The following is a 20355-nucleotide window of genomic DNA, read 5'->3' on the forward strand; positions in this document are numbered from 1 at the left end:
CCTCCTCACCAGCTTGCCGAGATGTATTGCGTTTCCATGAATTCGAGCATGCCCTCGTGGCCGCCCTCGCGCCCCAGCCCCGATTGCTTGACCCCGCCAAACGGTGCGGCGGGATCGGAGACGAGGCCCCGGTTCAGCCCGACCATGCCGTATTCGAGCCGCTCGCAAACCTGCAACCCGCGCTTCATGTTCTCGGTGAAAACATAGGCGACGAGGCCATATTCGGTGTCGTTGGCCCGGGCGATCACGTCGTCCTGCTCGGTGAAGGTCTGGATCGCGGCGACCGGGCCGAAGATCTCGTCGCGCAGGCAGTCGGCATTTTCAGGCACCCGGGCGAGCACGGTGGGCGGGTAGAAAAAGCCCGGCCCGTTCGGCACTGCGCCGCCCAGCCGCAGCTCGGCCCCCTTTTCCACCGCGTCACTGACGAAGTAGGCCACCTTGTCGCGGGTATCGGCGTTCACCAGCGGACCGACATCGACATCGTTCTCGATCCCGTTGCCCATCTTCAGCGCCGCCATCGCGGCGGTGAAGCGCTCGGTGAACACCTCGGCCACGTCTTCATGCACATAGAAGCGGTTGGCGGCGGTGCAGGCCTCGCCGAGGTTGCGCATCTTGGCCAGCATCGCGCCCTCGACCGCCACGTCGATATCGGCATCTTCAAACACGATCAGCGGCGCGTTGCCGCCCAGTTCCATCGCCGGCTTCAACACCTGGTCGGCAGCCCCGCGCAGCAGCTTGCGGCCGACACCGGTGGAGCCGGTGAAGCTGACCACGCGCACGCGCGGGTCGTGCAGCATGTGATCGACGAGCGGGCCCGACTGCGTGGTGGGCAGCACGTTGACGAGCCCCGGCGGCACGCCCGCCTCGGCCAGCAACGGCATCAGCGCCAGCATGGTCAGCGGGGTCTCCCCCGCAGGCTTGATGATCACGCCGCACCCCGCCGCGAGCGCCGGGGCGATCTTGCGGGTGCCCATCGCGGCGGGGTAATTCCACGGCGTCACCAGCACGGCAAGCCCGGCGGGCTTGTGCTGCACGATGATCCGCGCGCCGGAGGCCGGCGCATGGGTGATCATCCCGTCGGCGCGCACCGCCTCCTCGGCGAACCAGCGGAAAAACTCCGCGGCATAGGTGGCCTCGCCCATCGCATCCGTGCCCGCCTTGCCGTTTTCCAACGTGATCAGCCGGGCGAAATCGGGCAGACGCGCGGTCATCAATTCCCATGCCTTGCGCAGCACTTCCGCCCGCGCGCGCGGCGTCCGGGCGGCCCAGTCGGCCATGGCCGCTTCGGCGGCGTCAAGCGCGAGATCGGCGTCGGCAATCTCGGCGGAAGCAACCGAGGCAAGCACGGTTTCGTCGGCCGGGTTGATCACATCGAAGCGCTGGCCCGCGGCACCTTCGCGCCACGCGCCGTTGATGTAGAGATCTGTGTGGTCCATGTCGTGAGCCTTTCGGGTCAGAGAAGGTGCCTGAGCGGCTCGGCGAGCCGGCCGGCAAATCCATCGATCAGCACGATCGCCGCATCGGCGTCGAGCGCGCCGGGGGCGAAGTCGAGGCTGAGCGCGTAAGCCTCGCCATCTTGGGTGATGGTCAGCACCGGGGCCTCGGCAGCGCCCAGCGCGCCGCCGGTGATGCGGCTGCCGGTGAGGTCGCGCAGGATCAGAGCGGGCGGGCCCGGATCCTCCGCAGGGGCCGTTTTGGATAGCGGTCCGAAGTCGGGATCAGCGAAAAAGACCGTCGTCGCGAGGGTGGGTTGATCGACGCGCACCACGAGCGCCTCGGCCCCGGTCGACGCCCTGAGGCTGGCCCCGGCGAAGGCAGCCCAGACCGCGCCTCGCGTCGCCGCGCCATCGAGGAACGCGGTGAAGCCGGCAAAGCCCTCGGCAGGCACGCGGGCGGTGAGATGCGCCGACGCGGCGCTGCCGGTCGCGGCCTTGGACGGCAGTGCCCGCAGCCTGTCGAGATCGGCCACGTGGTAGGGCATCGGGTGGCCTTCATCCGCAAGACGCGCAAGATCGAGCCCCTGTTCCAGCGCCAGCCGCCGGGCCTTGGGCGATGCGAGGATGCGCCCGCCCGCCTGTTGCGGGGCGGCGGGTCTGGGGGCCGGTCCCGGCTTCGGCCCTGCTTCTTGCCTTGTCGGCGCGGCCGCAGGCTCCGGGGACACGGACACCGACACGGATCGTGCCACCGGGTTTGCGGGAGCCTCATCGCTGATGATGGCCACCGCGCCGCCCACCGGCACCTCTTCGCCTGCCTCGGCAAGGGTCGCGGCAAGGTAGCCGTCACGGCCCGCCTCGACCTCCATGGTGCTCTTGTCGGTCTCGACCTCGAACAGAAGATCCGCAGCCGCGACCGCATCGCCGGGGGATTTCAGCCAGGCAACCAGCACCCCGGTATCCTGCGCCATGCCCAGTTGCGGCATGGTCACCGAATGGCCCCGGGGCAAGGCGTCCTCGTCGGCTTTGGGAGCCTCCGCCGCCCCGGCGGGCGCTGCAGCATCCTCCTCCGCACTGTCCGAGATCCGGGCAATCACCGCGCCCACCGGCACATCGTCGCCTTCAGAGGCGGTCACGCCGGTCAGAAACCCGTCGGCCTGCGCCTCGACCTCCATCGTGGCCTTGTCGGTTTCCACTTCGAACAGAGCCTCGCCCTTGGCCACGGCATCGCCCGGTGCCTTGAGCCAGGACACGATCTTGCCGGCATCCTGCGCCATGCCAAGCTGAGGCATAGTCACGTCATGCGGCATGGATCATCTCCCCCGACATCAGTTTGCGGGCGTACTCCACCACGCCCTCGGGCGTCGGCACGGTGATGTCTTCGAGTGCCGGGCTGAACGGCACCGGCACGTCCATCGCGCCCATCCGCAGCACCGGCGCGTCGAGGTGGTAGAAGGCCTTCTCGTTGATCCGGCTGGCGATCTCGCCGGTGATGCCGTAGCTCTGGTGGCCCTCGTCCACCACGATCACGCGGCTGGTCTTCCTGGCCGAGGCCAGCAGCGTGTCTTCGTCGAGCGGCACGATGGTGCGCGGGTCGATCACCTCGGCGCTGATGCCCTCCTGCGCGAGCATCGCGGCCGCCTTTTCGCAGACCTGCACCATCGAGGACGTGGCGATCAGGGTGATGTCGGTGCCCTCGCGCAGCACATTGGCCACGCCGAAGGGGATCAGGTATTCCTCCTCCGGCACCGGGGCCTTGTCCTGATACATCAACTTGTCTTCGAAAATCACCACCGGGTTGTTGTCGCGGATGGCGGTTTTCATCAAGCCCTTGGCCTCGTAGGCCGACGAGGGCATCGCCACCTTCAGCCCCGGAATATGCGCCACCAGCGCCTGCAGCGATTGGCTGTGCTGCGCCGCCGAGCGGCGGGTCGCGCCCATGTTGGTGCGCAGAACCATCGGCACGGTCAGCTTGCCGCCCGACATGTAATGCTGCTTGGCCGCCTGGTTGCAGAGCTGGTCCATCACCAGGTAGATGAAATCGCCGAACATCAGATCGACGATCGGCCGCGCCCCGGTCATCGCCGCGCCCACCGCCATGCCGACGAAGCCGGGCTCGGAAATCGGCGTGTCGATCACGCGGTCGGTGCCGAACTCCTCGACCAGCCCGGACAACACCTTGAACGGCGTCCCGGCCTCGGCCACGTCTTCGCCGAGCAGGAACACCGTGTCGTCACGGCGCATCTCCTCGGCGATGGCCTCGTTCACGGCCTGCGACAGGGTAATCTCGCGCATCTTGTCTCTCCTCAGTCCGCGTAGACGTGCATGTCCACCTCGGACACGTCGGGGTAGCGGGCGGCCTCGGCATAGGCGACGGCCTCGGTCGCGTCCTGTTCGATCTCGGCATTCATCGCCTCGATCTCCTCCTCGGACGCGAGCCCTTCCTGCACGAGGTAGGACCGGAACCGCACGATCGGGTCGCGGTTGTCCTTCCAGTCGCGCTCCTCGTCCTTCGAGCGGTAATACGCGCGGTTGATGTCGCCGACGTGGTGGCCGTGGTAGCGATAGGTCATCAACTCGATGAAGAACGGGCCTTCGCCCTTGCGGGCCCGCGCAACCAGCTTTTGCGCCAGTTCGTTGACCGCCAGGACGTCCTGCCCATCGACCTTGTGCGCCTCGATTCCGAAGGCTTCGGCGCGTGCGGTGATCGACCCGGCGGCGATTTCCTCGGTCTTGGTGTATTCGGAATAGCCGTTGTTCTCGCAGGCATAGATCACCGGCAGCTTCCACAGCGCGGCCATGTTCATGACCTCGTACATCAACCCCTGCGCGGTCGCCCCGTCGCCGAAAAAACAGACCGTCACATCGTCGGCCCCCTGCAACTTGGCGCGCAGGGCCGAGCCGGTGGCAATGCCCATCGACCCGCCGACGATGGCATTGGCCCCGAGGTTGCCGTGGCTCTGGTCGGCAATATGCATCGAGCCACCCTTGCCGCGGCAATAGCCTTCCTCCTTGCCCAGGAGTTCGCAGAACATCTCCTTGAACTCCGCCCCCTTGGCCACGCAATGGCCGTGGCCGCGGTGGGTGGAGGTGATCCGGTCGCTGTCGGTGAGCGCCTCGCAGATGCCCACCGCCACCGCTTCCTCGCCGGAATACATGTGCGTGAGCCCCGGCATCTTGGCCGAGAGGTAGAGCTGGTTGGCGTTGTCCTCGAAGGTGCGGATGCGGACCATCTGGCGGTACATCCGCAGGTAGTCCTCGGCGTTGGATTTGGTCTTGGCTTTGGCCATGGAACGGTCCTCGATCGGACGGTGGGGACTTTCCACCAGTCAATAACGGTGGGTGATCGGCAGGTCTTCGGCCGGGAACAGGGAGATCACGGTGCAGCCCTTGTCGGTGACCACGACCTCTTCCTCGATCCGGGCCGCCGAGTAGCCGTCGGTGGCAGGGCAATAGGTCTCCAGTGCAAAGACCATGCCGGTCTGGATTTCCATCGGGTTATCCAGACTGACCGCGCGGCTGATGATCGGGCGTTCATGCAACGCGAGCCCGAGACCGTGGCCGAATTGCAGCCCGAAAGCCGAAAGCTCGTCGGGAAAGCCGAACTCGTGGCATTCCGGGAACGCCCGGGCGACCACGTCGGTCGACACGCCCGGCCGGATCAGCGCGATGGCGTTGTCGAGCCATTCGCGGCAGCGGATATAGGCGTCGTTTTGCGAGGGTGTCGCGCGGCCGATGTTGAACGTGCGGTAGTAGCAGGTCCGGTAGCCCTGGTAGCTTTGCAGGATGTCGAAAAACGCCTGGTCTCCGGGCCGGAACAGCCGGTCGGTGAAGTTGTGCGGATGCGGGTTGCAGCGCTCGCCGGAGATCGCGTTGATCGCCTCGACATCGTCCGACCCCATCTCGTAGAGCAGCTTGTTCGACATCGCGACGATATCGTTTTCGCGCACGCCCGGCTTCAGCTCCTCCCAGATCATGTGGTAAACGCCATCGACCATGCTGGCGGCCTGGTTGAGAAGCTGGATCTCGTCGACGTTCTTGATCTCGCGGGCCGAGAGCATGACCTGCTGGCCATCGACGACGTTGAGCCCGGCCTCCTGCAGCGCGAAGAACATCGCGGTTTCGGCGTAGTCCACGCCCACCGGCATGTCGGCCATACCGGCCTTCTTGATCAGCGCCGCAATCTCCTCGGCGTAGCGCTTCATCAGGCCGAATTCCGGCGGGATGGTGCCGCGCATGCCGGTGACACCGGCAAGCTGGCGCTGGGGGTCGAGCCAGTCGCAATATTCGCGGTGATGCACCACGGCCGAGCCGAAATCCCACACATAGGGTTCCTCGTCGCCTGCCAGCAGGCAGAACCGGCACAGCTTGTCGCGCTCCCACTCGCCGATCTTGGTGCCCGAGACGTAGCGGATATTGTTGACGTCGAAGAGCAGGAGCGAGCCGAGGTTCGACTTTTTGAGCGCGTCCTTGGCGCGGCTGAGACGGTAGCGGCGCAGCCGGTCGTGATCGACGCGGCGCTCGAAATCGACGGCGGTGTGGCCGAGGGCGGGAATGTGCTTGTCCCAACGCCAGTTGGGGTCGATGTCGCCCGGCTGCAGGATGCGCGGGTTGAGAGCATTGGTATTCATGGCAGGTCTCCTTGCGCTTGTGGGCGCCGGTGTTTCAAATGCGATGGAAAGGGCTCAGCCCGGCGGCGTCACTGGATGCACCAGCCGCCGTCGATGTGGATCATCTGCCCGGTCATGTAGTCGCTGTCGTCGCTGGCGAGGAAAGAGGCGGTGCCGACGATGTCGTTCGGATAGGACACCCGCTTGATCTGCAAGGCGTCGCGCACGATGTCATCGTAGGCCTGCCCCTCGCGCTCCTTGAAGCCGATGTCGACAAGATCCTTGTCGAGCTGCTCCCACAGCGGCGTGACCACCACGCCGGGCGCGTAGCCGTTGACGGTGATGTTGTGCTCGGCCAGCCCGATCGCGCCACAATGGGTGAGCGCGAGGCAGCCGTATTTCGAGGTGCAGTAGACGGTGACATCCACCAGCGGCTTGCGCGAGGCGATCGAGCCGACGTTGATCAGCTTGTAGGGGTGCCCCTCCATCGGACCCTGGGCGATCATCTGGCGCGCGGTCTCCTGCATCCCGAGCCACATCGCCTTGGTGTTGACGTTCATGATCAGGTCCCAGTTGTCTTCGTCGATATCCATGAAGAACCGGGGCTTGTTCAGACCGGCATTGAACAGGCCGACATTGATGGACCCGAACGCCTCGACCGTGGCGGCGACGGCGGCGGCATTGTCGGCCCGCTTGGTGACATCCATCCGGACCGCAATGGCCTTGCCGTTCCCGGCGGCGTTGATGCGGTCGGCGACGGCCTGCGCCTCGTCCAGCGAAAGATCGCCCAGACAAACATTCGCGCCCTGGTCGGCAAAGCTTTCCGCATTCGCCGCCCCCATGCCGCGCGCGGCCCCGGTGATGAGGATGTTCTTACCTTTCAAGCGACTGGGGTCCATGGTGTCCTCCCTAATTAACCCGTTGATATTATGCGTTCTTCTGATCTGGCCTGGGCGCGTGCCAAGGCTTCGGGCGGGGTTTTGACCCCGCGGAGCATGTCGTGAAACTCTTCCCCGCAGATCGAGATGATCTCGCAGATCTCGGGCACCGGCGGGCGCGGCCAGAACTGCAGCTCGTCGCGCCATGACATCTGGTCGACCGCTTCGAAGATCGGCGACAGGCTGCGCACCTCCGGATCGGCGCCAACCGAGTAGCGCGGCGCCGTGCGGCTGCCGTTCTGGACGTAGAGCTTCTGCGCCTGCGGCGAGGTGAAGGCGATCAGCGCCTCGACGGCATCGTCGATCCGGTCGTCCGGCAGGTTGGCGGGTATGCCCAGCACGTAGCCGCCAACCGGGGCGAGCGGCATGCCGTGCGGCCCGTGCGGATGCGGCAGGTAGCCGGTGTTGCGATGCGCCGGCGAGGCCGGGTCGAGCTCGAAGTAGGGCGCGAGCAGGGTGTAGCCGTAGGCCATCGCCACCTTTCCGGCGGCATAGGGGCGCACCCGCTCGTACCACGACATCGAGAGAATATCGGGCGGCGAATACTCCAGCAGCGCCATCAGGTATTCCGCCGCATCCCGGCCGCGCGGCGTGTCGATCATGGGCACGAGATCGTCGCGGTCGAGATGATCTGCGTCGAAGCCGCCGGCGATCTCGGGCAGATTGAAGATCGGCTGGCCAAAATCGGCGCAGGTCATCATGAAGGTATGACCGAGCGCGGTGCCGCGCGCAGCGTTCCATGCGATGCCGTATTGTCCACGGGTCGGGTCATGGAAATGCCGGGCCGCGGCGAGCAGGTCTGCGCTGGTGGTCGGCGGTTCGATCCCGGCCTCGGCGAACAGGTCGCGGCGGTAGAACAGAAGCTCCGGCGTGGTCTGGCTCGGCACGCCGTAGGGGCGGCCCCCCCAGTGCGCGGCGCGCCAACCCGCGGTGTGAAAATCGCCGGGATCGAGCCGGTCGATATCCATCACCTTGTCGAGCGGCAGCAGCACGCCCTGCTTCACGAATTCTCCAACCCAGGGCAGGTCGACCGCGATAAGATCGTAGCGGCTTGCCGGTCGCTCGGCATTGCGCCGGGCTTCTTCATGCAGCCGATCGATCGAGAAGGCGCGCTGGCTGATCTTGGTGCCGACAATCTGCTCGAACTGGCGCTTGAGGTTGTCCATGACCATGAAGGTCGGATCGCCGTGGACGAGGATTCGCAGACCGCCCGACAGCTTGAGCGGCGACGGCAGCGCCCGCGGCGGCTGAATCTGCGACTGCGCCGGCATGTAGGAACCGCCGAAATAGTAATCGGCGGTCTCCGCCGTCTGGTCGGAGGTGCCGAACCGAACCTCGGCGAAGCGGTGGATCCGGTCGGCAAGCTGGCTCCAGTCGGACAGCAGCGCCCGCGTCGGGTGCAACGAAAAGCTCTTGCCGGTCTTCGACCGCGGGCGCTGGCGGATCAGCCCGGCCTTCTGCATCTCGGCAAGTTTCCGGTTCGCGGTGGCATAGGGCACACCCGAGGCCGCGATCACCGACGAGGCGGTTACCAGCCGTCCCTCGAGGTGGCTCTGGATCAGGTGCAGGCTCATGTTGAGATAGGGGTTCGGGGCGCTCGGCTCGAGCGTGGTTTCGACCTCGGCGCAAAGGTCCTGCATGAATTGCACGACCTGGTGAAGCACATCTCCCCGCTGCGGCTCGGACACGGCCTTGGCGATCACGCCATCGGCATGTTCATTTTGGATAAACTTGTCCACCGCTTTGTTCAAAGGCTTCGCATCCGCTAGGATAGGTTTGAGAGTTTTCGACTCGCGCTTCATCACAGCCTCCTGTTTGTCCAATTTGATATCCGTCCAGTATCGCAAAAAAATCCATATCGGACAGATAAACATCCAGAATGAATATTTTTGGGCAGGTGCCGGAGGCGGTTTTCGGGATGAGTAACTGTCAGATTGTCGCAGGTGATTCCCGGGAGGGGGAACTGCGCAGTCACACAAAGGAATGATTGGGAGGAACCTTAGATGAACTTCACGAAGAAGGCCGTTCTCGCGGCCACAACGACGATTGCCGGGTCCGCCTTCGCGACTTTCGCGATGGCAGACTCTTACGTGATCGGCATCACGCAGAACAACGTCGGTGTCGACAGCTACCAGACCACCTATGAAAGGGCGTTCATCGCTGCCGCCGAAGCCAACGACGATGTCGAAGTCGTCGTGCTGGACGCAGGCGGCGACGTGGCCCGCCAGATCGCCCAGATGGAAGACCTGATCCAGCAGGAAGTTGATGCGATCATCATCTGGCCGACCAACGGCGAAGCGGTGATCCCCGCCGTGCGCAAGGCGCATCAGGCGGGTATCCCGGTCATCGTGACCAACTCGAACATCGCGGAGCAGGGTTTTGACTTCGTCGCGTCATTCTCGGGGCCCGACAACATCACCCAAGGGTCGCGCTCCGCCGAGATCATGTGTGACAAGTTCAAGGACATGGGCATCGAGGACGAAGCCCGCGTCGTGCAGATCTCCGGCCAGCCCGGCTACACCACCGCGATCGAACGGCAGCAGGGTTTCGATGAACGTCTGCCCGAAGTCTGCCCGAATGTGACCCTGGTCGAGACCCAGCCGGGCGACTGGAACCGCGAGAAATCGCAACAGGTGATGGAAGCCTTCCTCGTCAAGTACGACGACATCGACGGTGTCTATGCCGGCGATGACAACATGGGTGTCGGCGCGTTGAACGCCGCCCGGGCGGCTGGCCGCGAAGGGATCATCTTCGTCGGCGCAACCAACTTCTCCGTCGGCTACGAAGCCATGGAAGCCGGGGAATACTGGGGCTCGATCTACCAGTCGCCGGTTGATGACGCCGAGGCCGCGCTGAAAACCGCGCTCGACGTTCTGAACGGGGAAGACGTGCCCTTCCTCAACTACTTCGACACGCCGAAGATCACCCAGGACAACATGGACGAGTTCACCAAGCCGGTGTTCTGATCTCCTCCCGGGACGTGCGGGGCGGGTGCGTCTGCCCCGCGCGTCTCGAGTTTTCAGCAGAGTATCAGTCTCAGGAGGGGCGGCATGTCGCGTGTTTCGGGGCGATCGTGTATCGTGACAGGGGGAGCGCAAGGCATCGGGCGCGCTATTGGCGAAGCCTTGCTCGAAGAGGGCGCACAGGTGTGTTTTGCCGATATCAACGCCGACAAGGTGGCCGAAGTCGCAGACGCCAACGCCGCGCGGGCGGCGGCCGTCGGCAGCAAGGTAACCCATGCGGCGGTCGACGTGACCAACCGCGAACAGGTCCGGGCGATGATTGCCCACACCGTCGAACAATTCGGCCGACTGGACGTCAAGTTCAACAATGCCGGCGTGAACAGGCCGATGAATTTTCTCGACGTCACCGAAGACAACTGGAATTTCATAATGGGAATCAACGGGCTGGGCTGCATGATCGGGATGCAGGAGGCCGCTCTCCAGATGATCGCCCAGGGCCAAGGCGGCAAGATCATCAACACCGCCAGCATCGCCAGCCGGCAGGGCTTTGACAACGTGGCCCCGTATTGCGCGAGCAAATGGGCCGTGGTGTCCTTGACCCAATCGGGTGCCCGCGACCTCGCGAAACACGACATCACGGTGACCGGCTTTGCCCCCGGCGTGGTCGCCACCGAGATGTGGGAGCAGGTCGACCAGGACCTGATGGAGATCGGCGCGGCCGAGAGACCCGGACAGGCGATGGAGGAATTCTCTGCCGAGATCCTCAAGGGCCGTGTCGCAACGCCCAAGGATATCACCGGGACAACCACTTTTCTGGCGTCGCGGGACAGTGACTACATGACCGGGCAGATCATCATGATCGATGGCGGCATGACGTTGGTGTAGCGGCACGGCCGCGGGGAGGATGGAAAAATGACGCTCACGAAACAGGACATCGGCCGACTACTGGCCAAGCAGGGCATATTGATCGCCTTTGCCGTCTTCATGATCGGCTTCGCCCTGGCGAACCAACGCTTCATCGCGATCGACAACATCGCGGGGGTGATCCGGTCGTCCGCCATTCTGGGGGTGATGGCTCTGGGCGTCACCTTCGTCGTGATCGGTGGCAACCTGGATCTCTCGGTCGGGTCGATGATGTCTTTCTCGACGATCGTGGTGCTCGACCTGCACGACAAGATCGGCCCGACGCTCGCGATTCCGGCGATGTTCGGCCTGACCTTGCTTCTGGGGGCGTTCATCGGTTTCCTTGTCGGCTATCTGAAGCTGAATTCGCTGATCGTCACCTTGGGGATGCTGTCGGCCATTCACGGCCTGACCCTGACCTGGTCGGGCGGCAAGAACATGGATATCGCCGACAAGTCCGGCACCTGGTTCTCGTTCTTCGGGCAGGACCGCATCTTCGGCATTCCCATGCCGATCCTGATCTTCGCGCTGCTGGCGGTCTTGCTGAGCCTGCTGCTCGCCCGAACACCCTTCGGGCGCAAGGTCTACGCGGTCGGGGGCAATGGGCAGGCCGCCACCTTCTCGGGCATCCCGCGCGCACGCATCGTGTTCTTCACCTACCTGATCTCGGCCTTCTGCGTGGCAATGGCCGGCCTGTTGCAGGCCAGCCGCAGCCTCGGCAGCCAGAACACCGTCGGGCAGGGCATGGAACTCGAAGTGCTCGCCGCAGTGATCCTGGGCGGCGCGTCGCTGCTCGGCGGGGCGGGCACCGTGTTCAAGACCGTGGTCGGCGTTCTGATCCTCGGATTCATCCAGAACGGACTGCTGTTGGTCGGCCTCGACTTCTACGTCCAGTACATCGTGACCTGGGCCATCATCATCCTCGCCGTCTGGCTCGATGTTGCCGCCAAGCGGGGCCGCCTCTGGTCCCCGATTGCATAAGGAGCGCCGGACATGACGACGGACAACCGCAAGGAAATCCTGAAACGGGGCGCGATCTGGGCCTTTATCCTGGTGGAACTCGCGTTCTTCTCGATCATCGGAGACCGTCTTTCGGTATCCGACAAGGCGTTCATGGATTACGCCAACATGCTGTTGCTGCTGAAGCAATCGGCGCCGATCGGGATCATCGCGCTGGGCATGACCATCATCATGATCAACGGCAATATCGATTTGAGCGTGGGCGCGACCTTCGCACTCGCCGCGATCGTGTTGCTCGACAGCATGACATGGCCGTTCATGCAGGCGCTGGGCGATTGGGCGATCCCGCTGGCCTGGGTCTTTGCCCTGCTGACAGGTGCCACGCTGGGGGCGATCAATGGCCTGATTGTCTGGAAAACCGGGGTCGATGCCTTCATCGTCACGCTTGGCTCGATGCTCGGGTTTCGCGGGCTCGTCTTCATGTTCAACGGCGAACAACCCACGAGCCACCTCAACTGGACCCTGGTGGATTTTGCCGAGGGGCATTTCCTCGGCCTGCACACGCCAACCTGGTTCCTGCTTTGCGCTGCACTGGTGCTGTGGCTGTTGATGACGCGCACCGTGCATGGCCGCAACGCCTATGCCATCGGCAACAATCGCGAAGCGGCCGTGAATGCCGGCATCCGGGTGGGGCCGCACATGTTGCTGAACTTCATCCTGATCGGCTTTCTGGCCGCGCTGTCGGCGGTGGTGTTCTATTCCGAGAGCGGCTCGGTCAATCCCAATGACGGGATGCTCTTCGAGCTTTGGGCAATCACCGCCGTCGTGCTCGGCGGCACCAAGTTGGCTGGCGGCTATGGCTCCATCATCTCGACGCTGGGCGGAGTCATCGCGATCCAGCTCCTGCGCAAGGGGCTGGGCCATATCGGGGCAGATACGCAAACCGTCAACCTTGTGATCGGCCTGATCCTGATCGCGGTGCTGATCCTCGACCGGCAACTGAACCGCAAGGGTCAAGGGGAGTTGAAGATATGACCGATCCAACACCTGTTCTTCGCCTTGAGGGCATCGTCAAATCCTTTCCCGGTGTGCGGGCGCTCGATGGCGTGTCTTTCGATGTGCGCCCCGGCGAGGTTCACGCCCTGATGGGTGAAAACGGCGCCGGGAAATCCACCTTGATGAAGGTTCTGGGGGGCATCCACGCCCCGAACGAAGGCAAGATCTTCATCGCCGAAGAGCCCGTAGTCATGACCTCGCCGATGCAGGCCAAGGCCAAGGGCGTGGTCTTCATTCACCAGGAACTCAGCCTGGCAGATGAACTGACTGTTGCCGAGAACATCTTTCTGGGCGAACTGCCGTTGAAATCCTTCGGCCGGGTCGACTGGGCCAAGCTCTACGCCCGGACCGACGCCATCCTCAAGAAGCTGAACGTGCGCTTCACCGCGAAAACCCGTGTCGGCGATCTGTCCATCGCCAACCAGCAGATGGTCGAGATCGGCCGCGCCCTGACCGTGTCGCCCCGCGCGGTGATCTTCGACGAGCCAACCGCCTCGCTGACCGATGCGGAAAAGGTGGTGCTGTTCGACGTGATAGCCGATCTGCAATCGCAGGGCGTCGGCATCGTCTATATCTCGCACCGCATGGAAGAGGTCTTCAAGATCACTGACCGGATCAGCGTTCTGCGCGACGGACAATATCGCGGAACACTCATCACCGCCGACACCGACGAGGACGAGGTGACCAAGCTGATGATCGGCCGCAGCCTTGATCTGTCGCGCAACGAAAGCCATCACGAGATGGGGGATGTCGCGCTCGAGGTGCGCGGCCTGAGTTGCGGAACCTTGTTTCAGGACGTGGATTTTGCGGTGCGCAAGGGCGAGGTTCTGGGCTTCTACGGCCTTGTCGGTGCCGGGCGCACCGAGATTGCCGAGACGATCTTCGGCCTGCGTAACCCCACCGCCGGGCAGATCTATCTCAACGGGCGCGAGGTGCGCATCCACTCGCCGATCGACGCGGTGCGCATGGGCATTTCGCTGGTGCCCGAGGATCGCAAGGGCCAGGGCCTCGTGCTGAGCATGAATTGCCGCGACAACATGACCTTGCCGCAAGTCGATGACATGACCGCCGGGCCCTTTGTCAGCGACGGGGCAGAGATCGCCATCTTCGACCAGTACCGCGACAAGCTCGATATCCGCACCCCCGGCTGGCGGCAACTCGTCGGCAACCTGTCGGGCGGCAACCAGCAGAAGATCGTGATCGGAAAATGGCTGTCCATGCGCCCGGATGTGCTGATCGTGGATGAACCGACGCGCGGCATCGACGTCGGCTCCAAATCCGAGATCCACAGCCTGATCCGCGATCTTGCCGCGCAAGGCTTCGCCGTGATCGTCATCAGTTCGGAAATGCCCGAGGTGCTGCATGTCTCCGATCGCATCGTGGCGATGTACTCGGGCAAGGTGATGCGCGAATTCACCTCCGAGGAAGTGACCGAGGACAACCTGATCCAGGCCATCTCCGGGATCACCGAGAAAGTTGCCTGACATGCGGATCGGCTTCGCAGGCCTTGGCCGCATGGGCGTCGAGATGGCCGCCAACCTGGTGGCCGCCGGGCATGACGTTGTGGTGTGGAACCGCACCATCGACAAGGCGCGCGATTTCGCCGCACAGCATCGGTGCGGCGTGGCCGAAACCCCCGCGGAACTGGCGCAAGCGGTGGATATCATCGTCACGATGCTGGCCGACGATGCTTCGTCGGAGGCCGTGCATCTTGGCGACGCTGGCCTGTTCACGGCCCCGCGCGCGACGGTGTTTCTGCAAATGGGCACCCTGTCGCCCGATCATGTCGCAGCACTTGCCCATGCCGCGCCGCCGGGATGCCGCGTGATCGACGCCCCCGTTTCCGGCGCGACCGGCGCGGCAAGGGCCGCGACGCTGACCATCATGGCCGGCTGCAGCGAAGCCGAGGCTGCGCCGCTCCGCCCGGTGCTCGAGGCGATGGGACACCCCGTCCTGTGTCTTGGCTCTGTCGGCGCAGGGGCGGTCATGAAGCTCGCGGTCAATTCCATGATCCACGGGTTGAACCAGAGCCTTGCCGAGGCCCTGACTCTTGCCGAAGCTGCGGGCATTGCGCCCGAGCGCGCCTTCGACGTGATCGAAAACAGCGCCGCCGCGGCACCGATGCTGTCCTACCGCCGCCCGCTCTATCTCGACGAGACCAGCCACGACGTGACCTTCACCGTCGCGCTGGCCCGCAAGGACATGGACTTGACCGCAGCCCTGGCAAAACGCTTCGGCGTGGCCATGCCGCAGGGAGGCGTCACGCTCGACAATCTCAAAGAGGCCGAAGCCGCCGGCTATGCGGCGCGAGACATGGCCTCGATCCTGACATTCATGAGGGAGAAGTTACCATGAAAGCGGCGCTATTCGTCGGCGGCTGGCAAGGCCACGCACCGACCGATTTCAGCACCTGGTATGCCGACCTGCTGCGGCAGAACGGCTTCGATGTCGATATCTATGACACGCTGGAGCCGCTGGAGCACCCCGACACGCTCGCAGATCTCGACCTGATCACCCCGATCTGGTCTTCCGCCCGCTCCGGCCACAAGGACAAGTACGGCAACATGACCAAGCTGCAGGAAGACGGGCTCCTGCAACTGATCTCGAACGGCTGCGGCATCGCCGGTTGGCACGGCCACATGGGCGATGCCTTCCGCGACCGGCCGACCTACCATTTCCTGATCGGCGGCCAGTTCGTCGCCCATCCGCCGGGCTGGCCCGACAATCTCCAGCCCCGCGAAGACTACATCGACTACGACGTGACGATCTGCCGGCCGGCCGATCCGATCGTCAAGGGCATCAGGAGCTTCCGGCTGACCTCCGAGCAGTATTACATGCTGGTGGACCCCTCGAACGAGGTGCTGGCAACCACCACCTTCTCCGGCGAGCATCTGTGGTGGATCGAGGGTACGGTGATCCCGGTCGTGTGGAAGCGGCGCTGGAACAAGGGCCGGGTCTTCTATTGCTCGATCGGCCACGAACTCGACGACCTCAAGGTGCCGCAAGTGACCGAGATCATACGACGCGGCGCGATCTGGGCCGCCGAGGGACGCACCAAAGCGGCGCTTGCCTCCTAGGGGCACCAAGGCGGTATCCCGCCACTGAGGGATCCTGGCCGTGGCGGAACGGAGCGACCGGGACACCTCGGTCGGACCGTGCCTTTGCGCGGATGTTCAACGGCAGAAAGGGCGGGAGCGGGCGTTCACGTCAGCCTGCACGGCGGCCGGAACTGCAGATGTTCACTGCGACGGCGAAGTTTGGTGATCGGCGAACGCACATAGTGCAGGGCGATCCTGCCATTCGCTTTGGGCATTCGGCCCCACCACATCGGGTCACGTCGCGCGCCTGTCGCGGGCCGACGGCACGCGGGTCGAGCAGCCTTGTGCGCACTCACCTGCCATGCAGCGCGTCGAAAAAAGCCGCGCCAAGCACCCGAGGCTTTCGGTGGTGCGTCTCGTTTACCGGCGGTTTTCAGCAGGTTCGCACCGGCTGGGACAATCCGGTTTGCATCCTGTTAGGGGTTTGTTAACGTCAACGAGATCCGCTCGTGAACAAACACGCGAAAGCCCCTGCCAAGCAGGGGCGGGGAGGCAGCATTGTCAGATCGACAAGCCACCGAACCCGGAATACGACCGGAACGACCCAGTCGCCGCACCGAGTTGACCCGTTTTCTGGTGCTGGCCTTCGGTGTATGGCCTGTCATCGCAGTCGGCGTCGTCGGTGGCTACGGGTTTCTCGTCTGGATGTATCAGATGATCGCCAGTCCGCCCGGGCCGCCGGGACATTGAGGCGGGGTGGCGCGGCCGCCCACCATATCCCGCCGCGCTCTGCTGCGTGGCAAGCCGCGCCCGGCAGCGTTCAAGCCGCGCCCGCCCGGGGTCTTGCTCGGCTCCCTGGATGCCTGCACGAGGTGTGGCCTCTGCGTGACCGCATGCCCCGAACGAATTCTTGTTGTCTCTGGCGACGGGGTGGACCTGCATCCCGATCTGGGTGAGTGCACCTTCTGCGGTGCCTGCTCGGCGGCGTGTCCGGAACCCGTATTCGAGGCCTCCGCCGATATGGCGCACGTCATGGAGATCACCACGGATTGCTTCGTTCAGGCTGGCATCGCCTGCATGTCTTGCCGCGATTCCTGTCCCTATGACGCGATTACCCTGCAACCACGGATCGGCGCACCCTTCCTGCCGCGCCTCGACCCCACCGCCTGCACCGGTTGCGGAGCCTGCGTCGCATGTTGTCCGGCCGATGCCATCCGCGCGGTCGAGAGGGAGGTCGAAGATGCCTGAGGGTCGCTGGCATGTCTCGTCGGCCGTGGTGAACGTCGCCGCGGAGGAACGCGAACCCGTGCGCGCCCGCGTAGAGGCGCTGGACGGGGTGGAGGTGCATGGCGGCGACGCCACACGGATCATCATCACCATCGAGGGGACGAGCACCGGAGAGTTGGGCGACCGGCTCACCGAAATCAACCTGATGCCAGGCGTGCTGGTGGCCAACATGGTCTTCGAGCATGCGGAGGAAACGGAGGACTAGCCATGCCACTTGATCTCACGCGTCGCCAGCTTCTCAAGGCTCATGCCGCAGCGCTTGCCGCGTCCGCGGTCGGGCTCCCGCAGGATGCCCTCGCACAGCCCGTGCCGGGCGGGGTCGACGCGCTGGAAATCAAGTGGTCCAAGGCACCCTGCCGGTTCTGCGGCACCGGTTGCGGCGTGATGGTCGGCGTGAAGGAGGGCAAGGTCGTCGCGACCCATGGCGACATGCAGCACGAGGTCAACCGCGGGCTGAACTGCGTCAAGGGCTATTTCCTGTCGAAGATCATGTATGGTGAGGATCGGCTGACCACGCCGCTCATGCGCAAGTCGGGCGGCGAGTTCGACAAGAACGGCGCCTTCGAGCCGGTAAGCTGGGACGAGGCCTTCGACGTGATGGCCGCGAAGGTCAAGCAGGTGCTGGCCGAGAAGGGGCCGGAAGGCATCGGCATGTTCGGCTCCGGCCAGTGGACCGTGATGGAGGGCTATGCCGCGTCCAAGCTGATGCGCGCCGGGTTCCGCTCCAACAACCTCGATCCCAACGCGCGACATTGCATGGCCTCGGCCGCCACGGCCTTCATGCGGAGCTTCGGAATCGACGAGCCGATGGGCTGCTACGACGATTTCGAACACGCCGACGCCTTCGTGCTCTGGGGCTCGAACATGGCCGAGATGCACCCGATCCTTTGGACGCGGCTGGCCGACCGCAGGCTCGGCACGCCCGGCGTGAAGTGCGCGGTTCTCTCGACATTCACGCATCGGTCGATGGACCTCGCCGACATCCCCATCGTGTTCAAGCCGGGCACGGATCTCGCGATCCTCAACTACATCGCCAACTACATCATTGAGACCGGCCGGGTGAACCAGGAGTTCGTTGACCGGCACACGGTCTTCAAGAAGGGTGCCACCGATATCGGCTACGGGCTGCGGCCCGAGCACGAACTCGAGGCGGCGGCCACCGGTGCCGGCAATCCCGGCCTGATGGAGGACAGCGATTTCGCCGCGTTTCGGGACCATGTATCAACCTACACGCTCGATTACGTGAGCGAGCTTTCCGGAGTCGAGCCGGGGTTCCTCGAGGAACTGGCGGAGCTCTACGCGGATCCGGACAAGAAGGTCATGTCGCTCTGGACCATGGGCTTCAACCAGCATGTGCGCGGCGTCTGGGCGAACCAGATGGTCTATAACATCCACCTTCTGACCGGGAAGATTTCCGAACCGGGCAACTCCCCGTTCTCGTTGACCGGCCAGCCCTCGGCCTGCGGCACGGCTCGGGAGGTGGGCACCTTCGCGCACCGGCTGCCGGCCGACATGGTGGTGACCAATCCAGACCACGTGGCCATCGCCGAGAAGCTGTGGAAGCTGCCGAACGGCCTCTTGAACACCCGACCGGGGTTTCACGCGGTGCAGCAGGACCGGATGCTGAAGGACGGGGAGCTCAACTTCTATTGGGTGCAGGTGAACAACAACCTCCAGGCCGCGCCCAATTCCCAGAACGAGACCTACATCGGCTATCGCAACCCCGACAACCTGATCGTGGTCTCGGACGCCTATCCGACAGTGACGACCATGGCCGCCGACATCATCCTGCCGGCGGCGATGTGGGTGGAGAAGGAAGGCGTCTACGGAAACGCCGAACGACGCACACACTCCTGGCACCAACTGGTCGATGCGCCTGGCGAGTCCCGATCGGACCTTTGGCAGCTCGCCGAGTTTTCCAAGCGCTTCACCACTGACGAGGTCTGGCCGGCCGAGGTTCTGGAGGCCAATCCGGATTATCGCGGCAAATCCCTGTTCGACGTGTGCTTCGCCAACGGGGAGGTGGACCGCTATCCGCTGGAAGACGTCGATGCGGACTACGCCAACCAGGAGGCGGAGCATTTCGGGTTCTATATCCAGAAGGACCTGTTCGAGGAATACGCGGCGTTCGGGCGCGGCAAGGCGCACGATCTCGCGCCCTACGACACGTATCACCAGAACCGCGGGCTGCGATGGCCGGTGGTTGACGGGCAGGAGACGAAATGGCGCTTCCGCGAGGGTCATGACCCCTATGTCACCGAAGGCGCCGGCGTCGAATTCTACGGCCGGCCGGACGGGCGCGCAGTCATCATCGCCGTGCCCTACGAGCCGCCGGCCGAAAGCCCCGATGACGCGTTCGACATGTGGCTGGTCACTGGCCGGGTGCTGGAACACTGGCATTCCGGTTCGATGACGATGCGGGTGCCGGAACTCTACAAGGCGTTTCCCGGTGCCATGGTGTTCATGAATGCGATCGACGCGCGCAACCGCGGACTGAACCAGGGGATGGAGGTGCGGGTAATCTCGCGCCGCGGCGAGATCCGCAGCCGGGTGGAAACGCGGGGGCGGAATCGGATGCCCTCGGGTGTGATTTTCGTGCCGTGGTTCGACGCGAGCCAGCTCATCAACAAGGTGACGCTGGACGCGACCGACCCGATCTCGAAACAGACTGACTTCAAGAAATGCGCCGTGCGCGTGGAGCCGGTATGATGAGACAGTTTCGCCTTTCCGCAATCCTCGCCGCCTGCTTCGCCGCAACGGTCGTGCTGGCACAGACCGTGCCGGAACTGTCGGGCCCGCAGCCCGACCCGATGGAATCGGTCCCGGCCGAGCCGCTGGAGCGTTACGTGACCGACGACGAGCGCCAGATGCGGGCCTACCCTGAGCAACCGCCGATCATTCCGCACTCGATCGAGGGCTATCAGTTGTCGGTCAACGCCAACCGCTGCATGACCTGCCACCGGCGGGAGCATGTGCAGGGTTCCGGCGCGCCGATGATCTCGATCACCCATTACATGACGCGCGAGGGGCAGATGTTGGCCGACGTCTCGCCCCGCCGTTACTTCTGCACCCAATGCCACGTGCCGCAAGCCGACACCGCCGCCCTGATCGGCAATACCTTCACCGACATGTCCGAAATGGGTGCTGTCGGCGCGGGGAGCGAGTGA

Annotated in this window: 19 protein-coding genes; 12 read left to right on the forward strand and 7 right to left on the reverse strand. The window is 64.4% G+C overall.

The features are described 5' to 3' along the window. Positions 1-5 precede the first annotated feature (5 nt). From B9Y97_RS04870 to B9Y97_RS04900, 7 genes are all read right to left on the reverse strand, one after another. Positions 6-1436 carry an NAD-dependent succinate-semialdehyde dehydrogenase gene (locus B9Y97_RS04870; protein WP_085525690.1) on the reverse strand — a complete coding sequence of 477 codons (1431 nt, stop codon included), beginning with the start codon at positions 1434-1436 and terminating at the stop codon, positions 6-8. Between the two features lie 17 nt (positions 1437-1453). Beyond that, the gene (locus B9Y97_RS04875) at positions 1454-2743 is read right to left on the reverse strand and encodes a biotin/lipoyl-containing protein (RefSeq protein ID WP_085525691.1); all 1290 of its coding nucleotides are present in this window, start codon (positions 2741-2743) and stop codon (positions 1454-1456) included. Beyond that, positions 2733-3728, reverse strand: a complete 996-nt coding sequence (locus B9Y97_RS04880; protein WP_085525692.1) for an alpha-ketoacid dehydrogenase subunit beta — start codon at positions 3726-3728, stop codon at positions 2733-2735. Before B9Y97_RS04880 ends, B9Y97_RS04875 begins: the two co-directional genes overlap by 11 nt. 11 nt (positions 3729-3739) lie before the next feature. Further along, on the reverse strand, positions 3740-4723 hold the full coding sequence (locus B9Y97_RS04885; RefSeq protein WP_085525693.1) for a thiamine pyrophosphate-dependent dehydrogenase E1 component subunit alpha: 984 nt from the start codon (positions 4721-4723) through the stop codon (positions 3740-3742). Positions 4724-4762: 39 nt separating this feature from the next. Next, positions 4763-6064: a M24 family metallopeptidase gene (locus B9Y97_RS04890; protein ID WP_085525694.1), complete on the reverse strand. Its 1302-nt coding sequence runs from the start codon at positions 6062-6064 to the stop codon at positions 4763-4765. Between the two features lie 68 nt (positions 6065-6132). Further along, the gene (locus tag B9Y97_RS04895; protein WP_085525695.1) at positions 6133-6942 is read right to left on the reverse strand and encodes an SDR family NAD(P)-dependent oxidoreductase; all 810 of its coding nucleotides are present in this window, start codon (positions 6940-6942) and stop codon (positions 6133-6135) included. 14 nt (positions 6943-6956) lie between these two features. Beyond that, on the reverse strand, positions 6957-8684 hold the full coding sequence (locus B9Y97_RS04900) for an ABC transporter substrate-binding protein (RefSeq protein ID WP_254900966.1): 1728 nt from the start codon (positions 8682-8684) through the stop codon (positions 6957-6959). A gap of 300 nt (positions 8685-8984) precedes the next feature. On the opposite strand from B9Y97_RS04900, the gene B9Y97_RS04905 reads away from it, so the two are divergent. From B9Y97_RS04905 to B9Y97_RS04960, 12 genes are all read left to right on the forward strand, one after another. Continuing rightward, positions 8985-9947 carry a sugar ABC transporter substrate-binding protein gene (locus B9Y97_RS04905; protein WP_085525696.1) on the forward strand — a complete coding sequence of 321 codons (963 nt, stop codon included), beginning with the start codon at positions 8985-8987 and terminating at the stop codon, positions 9945-9947. An 84-nt stretch (positions 9948-10031) separates the two neighbouring features. Then, a complete protein-coding gene (locus B9Y97_RS04910) occupies positions 10032-10829 on the forward strand; it encodes an SDR family NAD(P)-dependent oxidoreductase (RefSeq protein WP_085525697.1) in 798 nt (265 codons plus the stop codon). Between the two features lie 27 nt (positions 10830-10856). Then, on the forward strand, positions 10857-11828 hold the full coding sequence (locus tag B9Y97_RS04915) for an ABC transporter permease (protein ID WP_085525698.1): 972 nt from the start codon (positions 10857-10859) through the stop codon (positions 11826-11828). Positions 11829-11840: 12 nt separating this feature from the next. Beyond that, positions 11841-12842, forward strand: coding sequence for an ABC transporter permease (locus B9Y97_RS04920; RefSeq protein ID WP_085525699.1), 1002 nt, complete (start codon positions 11841-11843; stop codon positions 12840-12842). Continuing rightward, positions 12839-14347 carry a sugar ABC transporter ATP-binding protein gene (locus B9Y97_RS04925; protein ID WP_085525700.1) on the forward strand — a complete coding sequence of 503 codons (1509 nt, stop codon included), beginning with the start codon at positions 12839-12841 and terminating at the stop codon, positions 14345-14347. Before B9Y97_RS04920 ends, B9Y97_RS04925 begins: the two co-directional genes overlap by 4 nt. A 1-nt stretch (position 14348) precedes the next feature. Next, on the forward strand, positions 14349-15218 hold the full coding sequence (locus tag B9Y97_RS04930) for an NAD(P)-dependent oxidoreductase (RefSeq protein ID WP_085525701.1): 870 nt from the start codon (positions 14349-14351) through the stop codon (positions 15216-15218). Continuing rightward, positions 15215-15940, forward strand: a complete 726-nt coding sequence (locus B9Y97_RS04935; protein WP_085525702.1) for a ThuA domain-containing protein — start codon at positions 15215-15217, stop codon at positions 15938-15940. Before B9Y97_RS04930 ends, B9Y97_RS04935 begins: the two co-directional genes overlap by 4 nt. A 519-nt stretch (positions 15941-16459) precedes the next feature. Beyond that, positions 16460-16651: a periplasmic nitrate reductase, NapE protein gene (gene napE / locus B9Y97_RS04940; RefSeq protein WP_085525703.1), complete on the forward strand. Its 192-nt coding sequence runs from the start codon at positions 16460-16462 to the stop codon at positions 16649-16651. Between the two features lie 6 nt (positions 16652-16657). After that, a complete protein-coding gene (locus B9Y97_RS04945; protein ID WP_085525704.1) occupies positions 16658-17149 on the forward strand; it encodes a ferredoxin-type protein NapF in 492 nt (163 codons plus the stop codon). Next, positions 17142-17393, forward strand: coding sequence for a chaperone NapD (locus B9Y97_RS04950; RefSeq protein WP_085525705.1), 252 nt, complete (start codon positions 17142-17144; stop codon positions 17391-17393). The genes B9Y97_RS04945 and B9Y97_RS04950 overlap by 8 nt, the downstream gene beginning before the upstream one ends. A gap of 2 nt (positions 17394-17395) precedes the next feature. Continuing rightward, positions 17396-19897 (forward strand): periplasmic nitrate reductase subunit alpha, encoded by a 2502-nt coding sequence (gene napA / locus B9Y97_RS04955; protein WP_085525706.1) that lies wholly within the window; start codon positions 17396-17398, stop codon positions 19895-19897. Continuing rightward, positions 19897-20355 (forward strand): nitrate reductase cytochrome c-type subunit, encoded by a 459-nt coding sequence (locus tag B9Y97_RS04960; protein WP_139828229.1) that lies wholly within the window; start codon positions 19897-19899, stop codon positions 20353-20355. The genes napA and B9Y97_RS04960 overlap by 1 nt, the downstream gene beginning before the upstream one ends.

The organism is Maritimibacter sp. HL-12 (genome assembly GCF_900177545.1).
Taxonomy (GTDB): domain Bacteria; phylum Pseudomonadota; class Alphaproteobacteria; order Rhodobacterales; family Rhodobacteraceae; genus Sinisalibacter.

Excerpts from the sequence above, each read along its gene's own strand:
- B9Y97_RS04870 (WP_085525690.1), bottom strand. The coding sequence starts at position 1,436 with ATGGACCACACAGATCTCTACATCAACGGCGCGTGGCGCGAAGGTGCC.
- B9Y97_RS04875 (WP_085525691.1), bottom strand. The coding sequence starts at position 2,743 with ATGCCGCATGACGTGACTATGCCTCAGCTTGGCATGGCGCAGGATGCC.
- B9Y97_RS04880 (WP_085525692.1), bottom strand. The coding sequence starts at position 3,728 with ATGCGCGAGATTACCCTGTCGCAGGCCGTGAACGAGGCCATCGCCGAG.
- B9Y97_RS04885 (WP_085525693.1), bottom strand. The coding sequence starts at position 4,723 with ATGGCCAAAGCCAAGACCAAATCCAACGCCGAGGACTACCTGCGGATG.
- B9Y97_RS04890 (WP_085525694.1), bottom strand. The coding sequence starts at position 6,064 with ATGAATACCAATGCTCTCAACCCGCGCATCCTGCAGCCGGGCGACATC.
- B9Y97_RS04895 (WP_085525695.1), bottom strand. The coding sequence starts at position 6,942 with ATGGACCCCAGTCGCTTGAAAGGTAAGAACATCCTCATCACCGGGGCC.
- B9Y97_RS04905 (WP_085525696.1), top strand. The coding sequence starts at position 8,985 with ATGAACTTCACGAAGAAGGCCGTTCTCGCGGCCACAACGACGATTGCC.
- B9Y97_RS04910 (WP_085525697.1), top strand. The coding sequence starts at position 10,032 with ATGTCGCGTGTTTCGGGGCGATCGTGTATCGTGACAGGGGGAGCGCAA.
- B9Y97_RS04915 (WP_085525698.1), top strand. The coding sequence starts at position 10,857 with ATGACGCTCACGAAACAGGACATCGGCCGACTACTGGCCAAGCAGGGC.
- B9Y97_RS04920 (WP_085525699.1), top strand. The coding sequence starts at position 11,841 with ATGACGACGGACAACCGCAAGGAAATCCTGAAACGGGGCGCGATCTGG.
- B9Y97_RS04925 (WP_085525700.1), top strand. The coding sequence starts at position 12,839 with ATGACCGATCCAACACCTGTTCTTCGCCTTGAGGGCATCGTCAAATCC.
- B9Y97_RS04930 (WP_085525701.1), top strand. The coding sequence starts at position 14,349 with ATGCGGATCGGCTTCGCAGGCCTTGGCCGCATGGGCGTCGAGATGGCC.
- B9Y97_RS04935 (WP_085525702.1), top strand. The coding sequence starts at position 15,215 with ATGAAAGCGGCGCTATTCGTCGGCGGCTGGCAAGGCCACGCACCGACC.
- B9Y97_RS04950 (WP_085525705.1), top strand. The coding sequence starts at position 17,142 with ATGCCTGAGGGTCGCTGGCATGTCTCGTCGGCCGTGGTGAACGTCGCC.
- napA (WP_085525706.1), top strand. The coding sequence starts at position 17,396 with ATGCCACTTGATCTCACGCGTCGCCAGCTTCTCAAGGCTCATGCCGCA.
- B9Y97_RS04960 (WP_139828229.1), top strand. The coding sequence starts at position 19,897 with ATGAGACAGTTTCGCCTTTCCGCAATCCTCGCCGCCTGCTTCGCCGCA.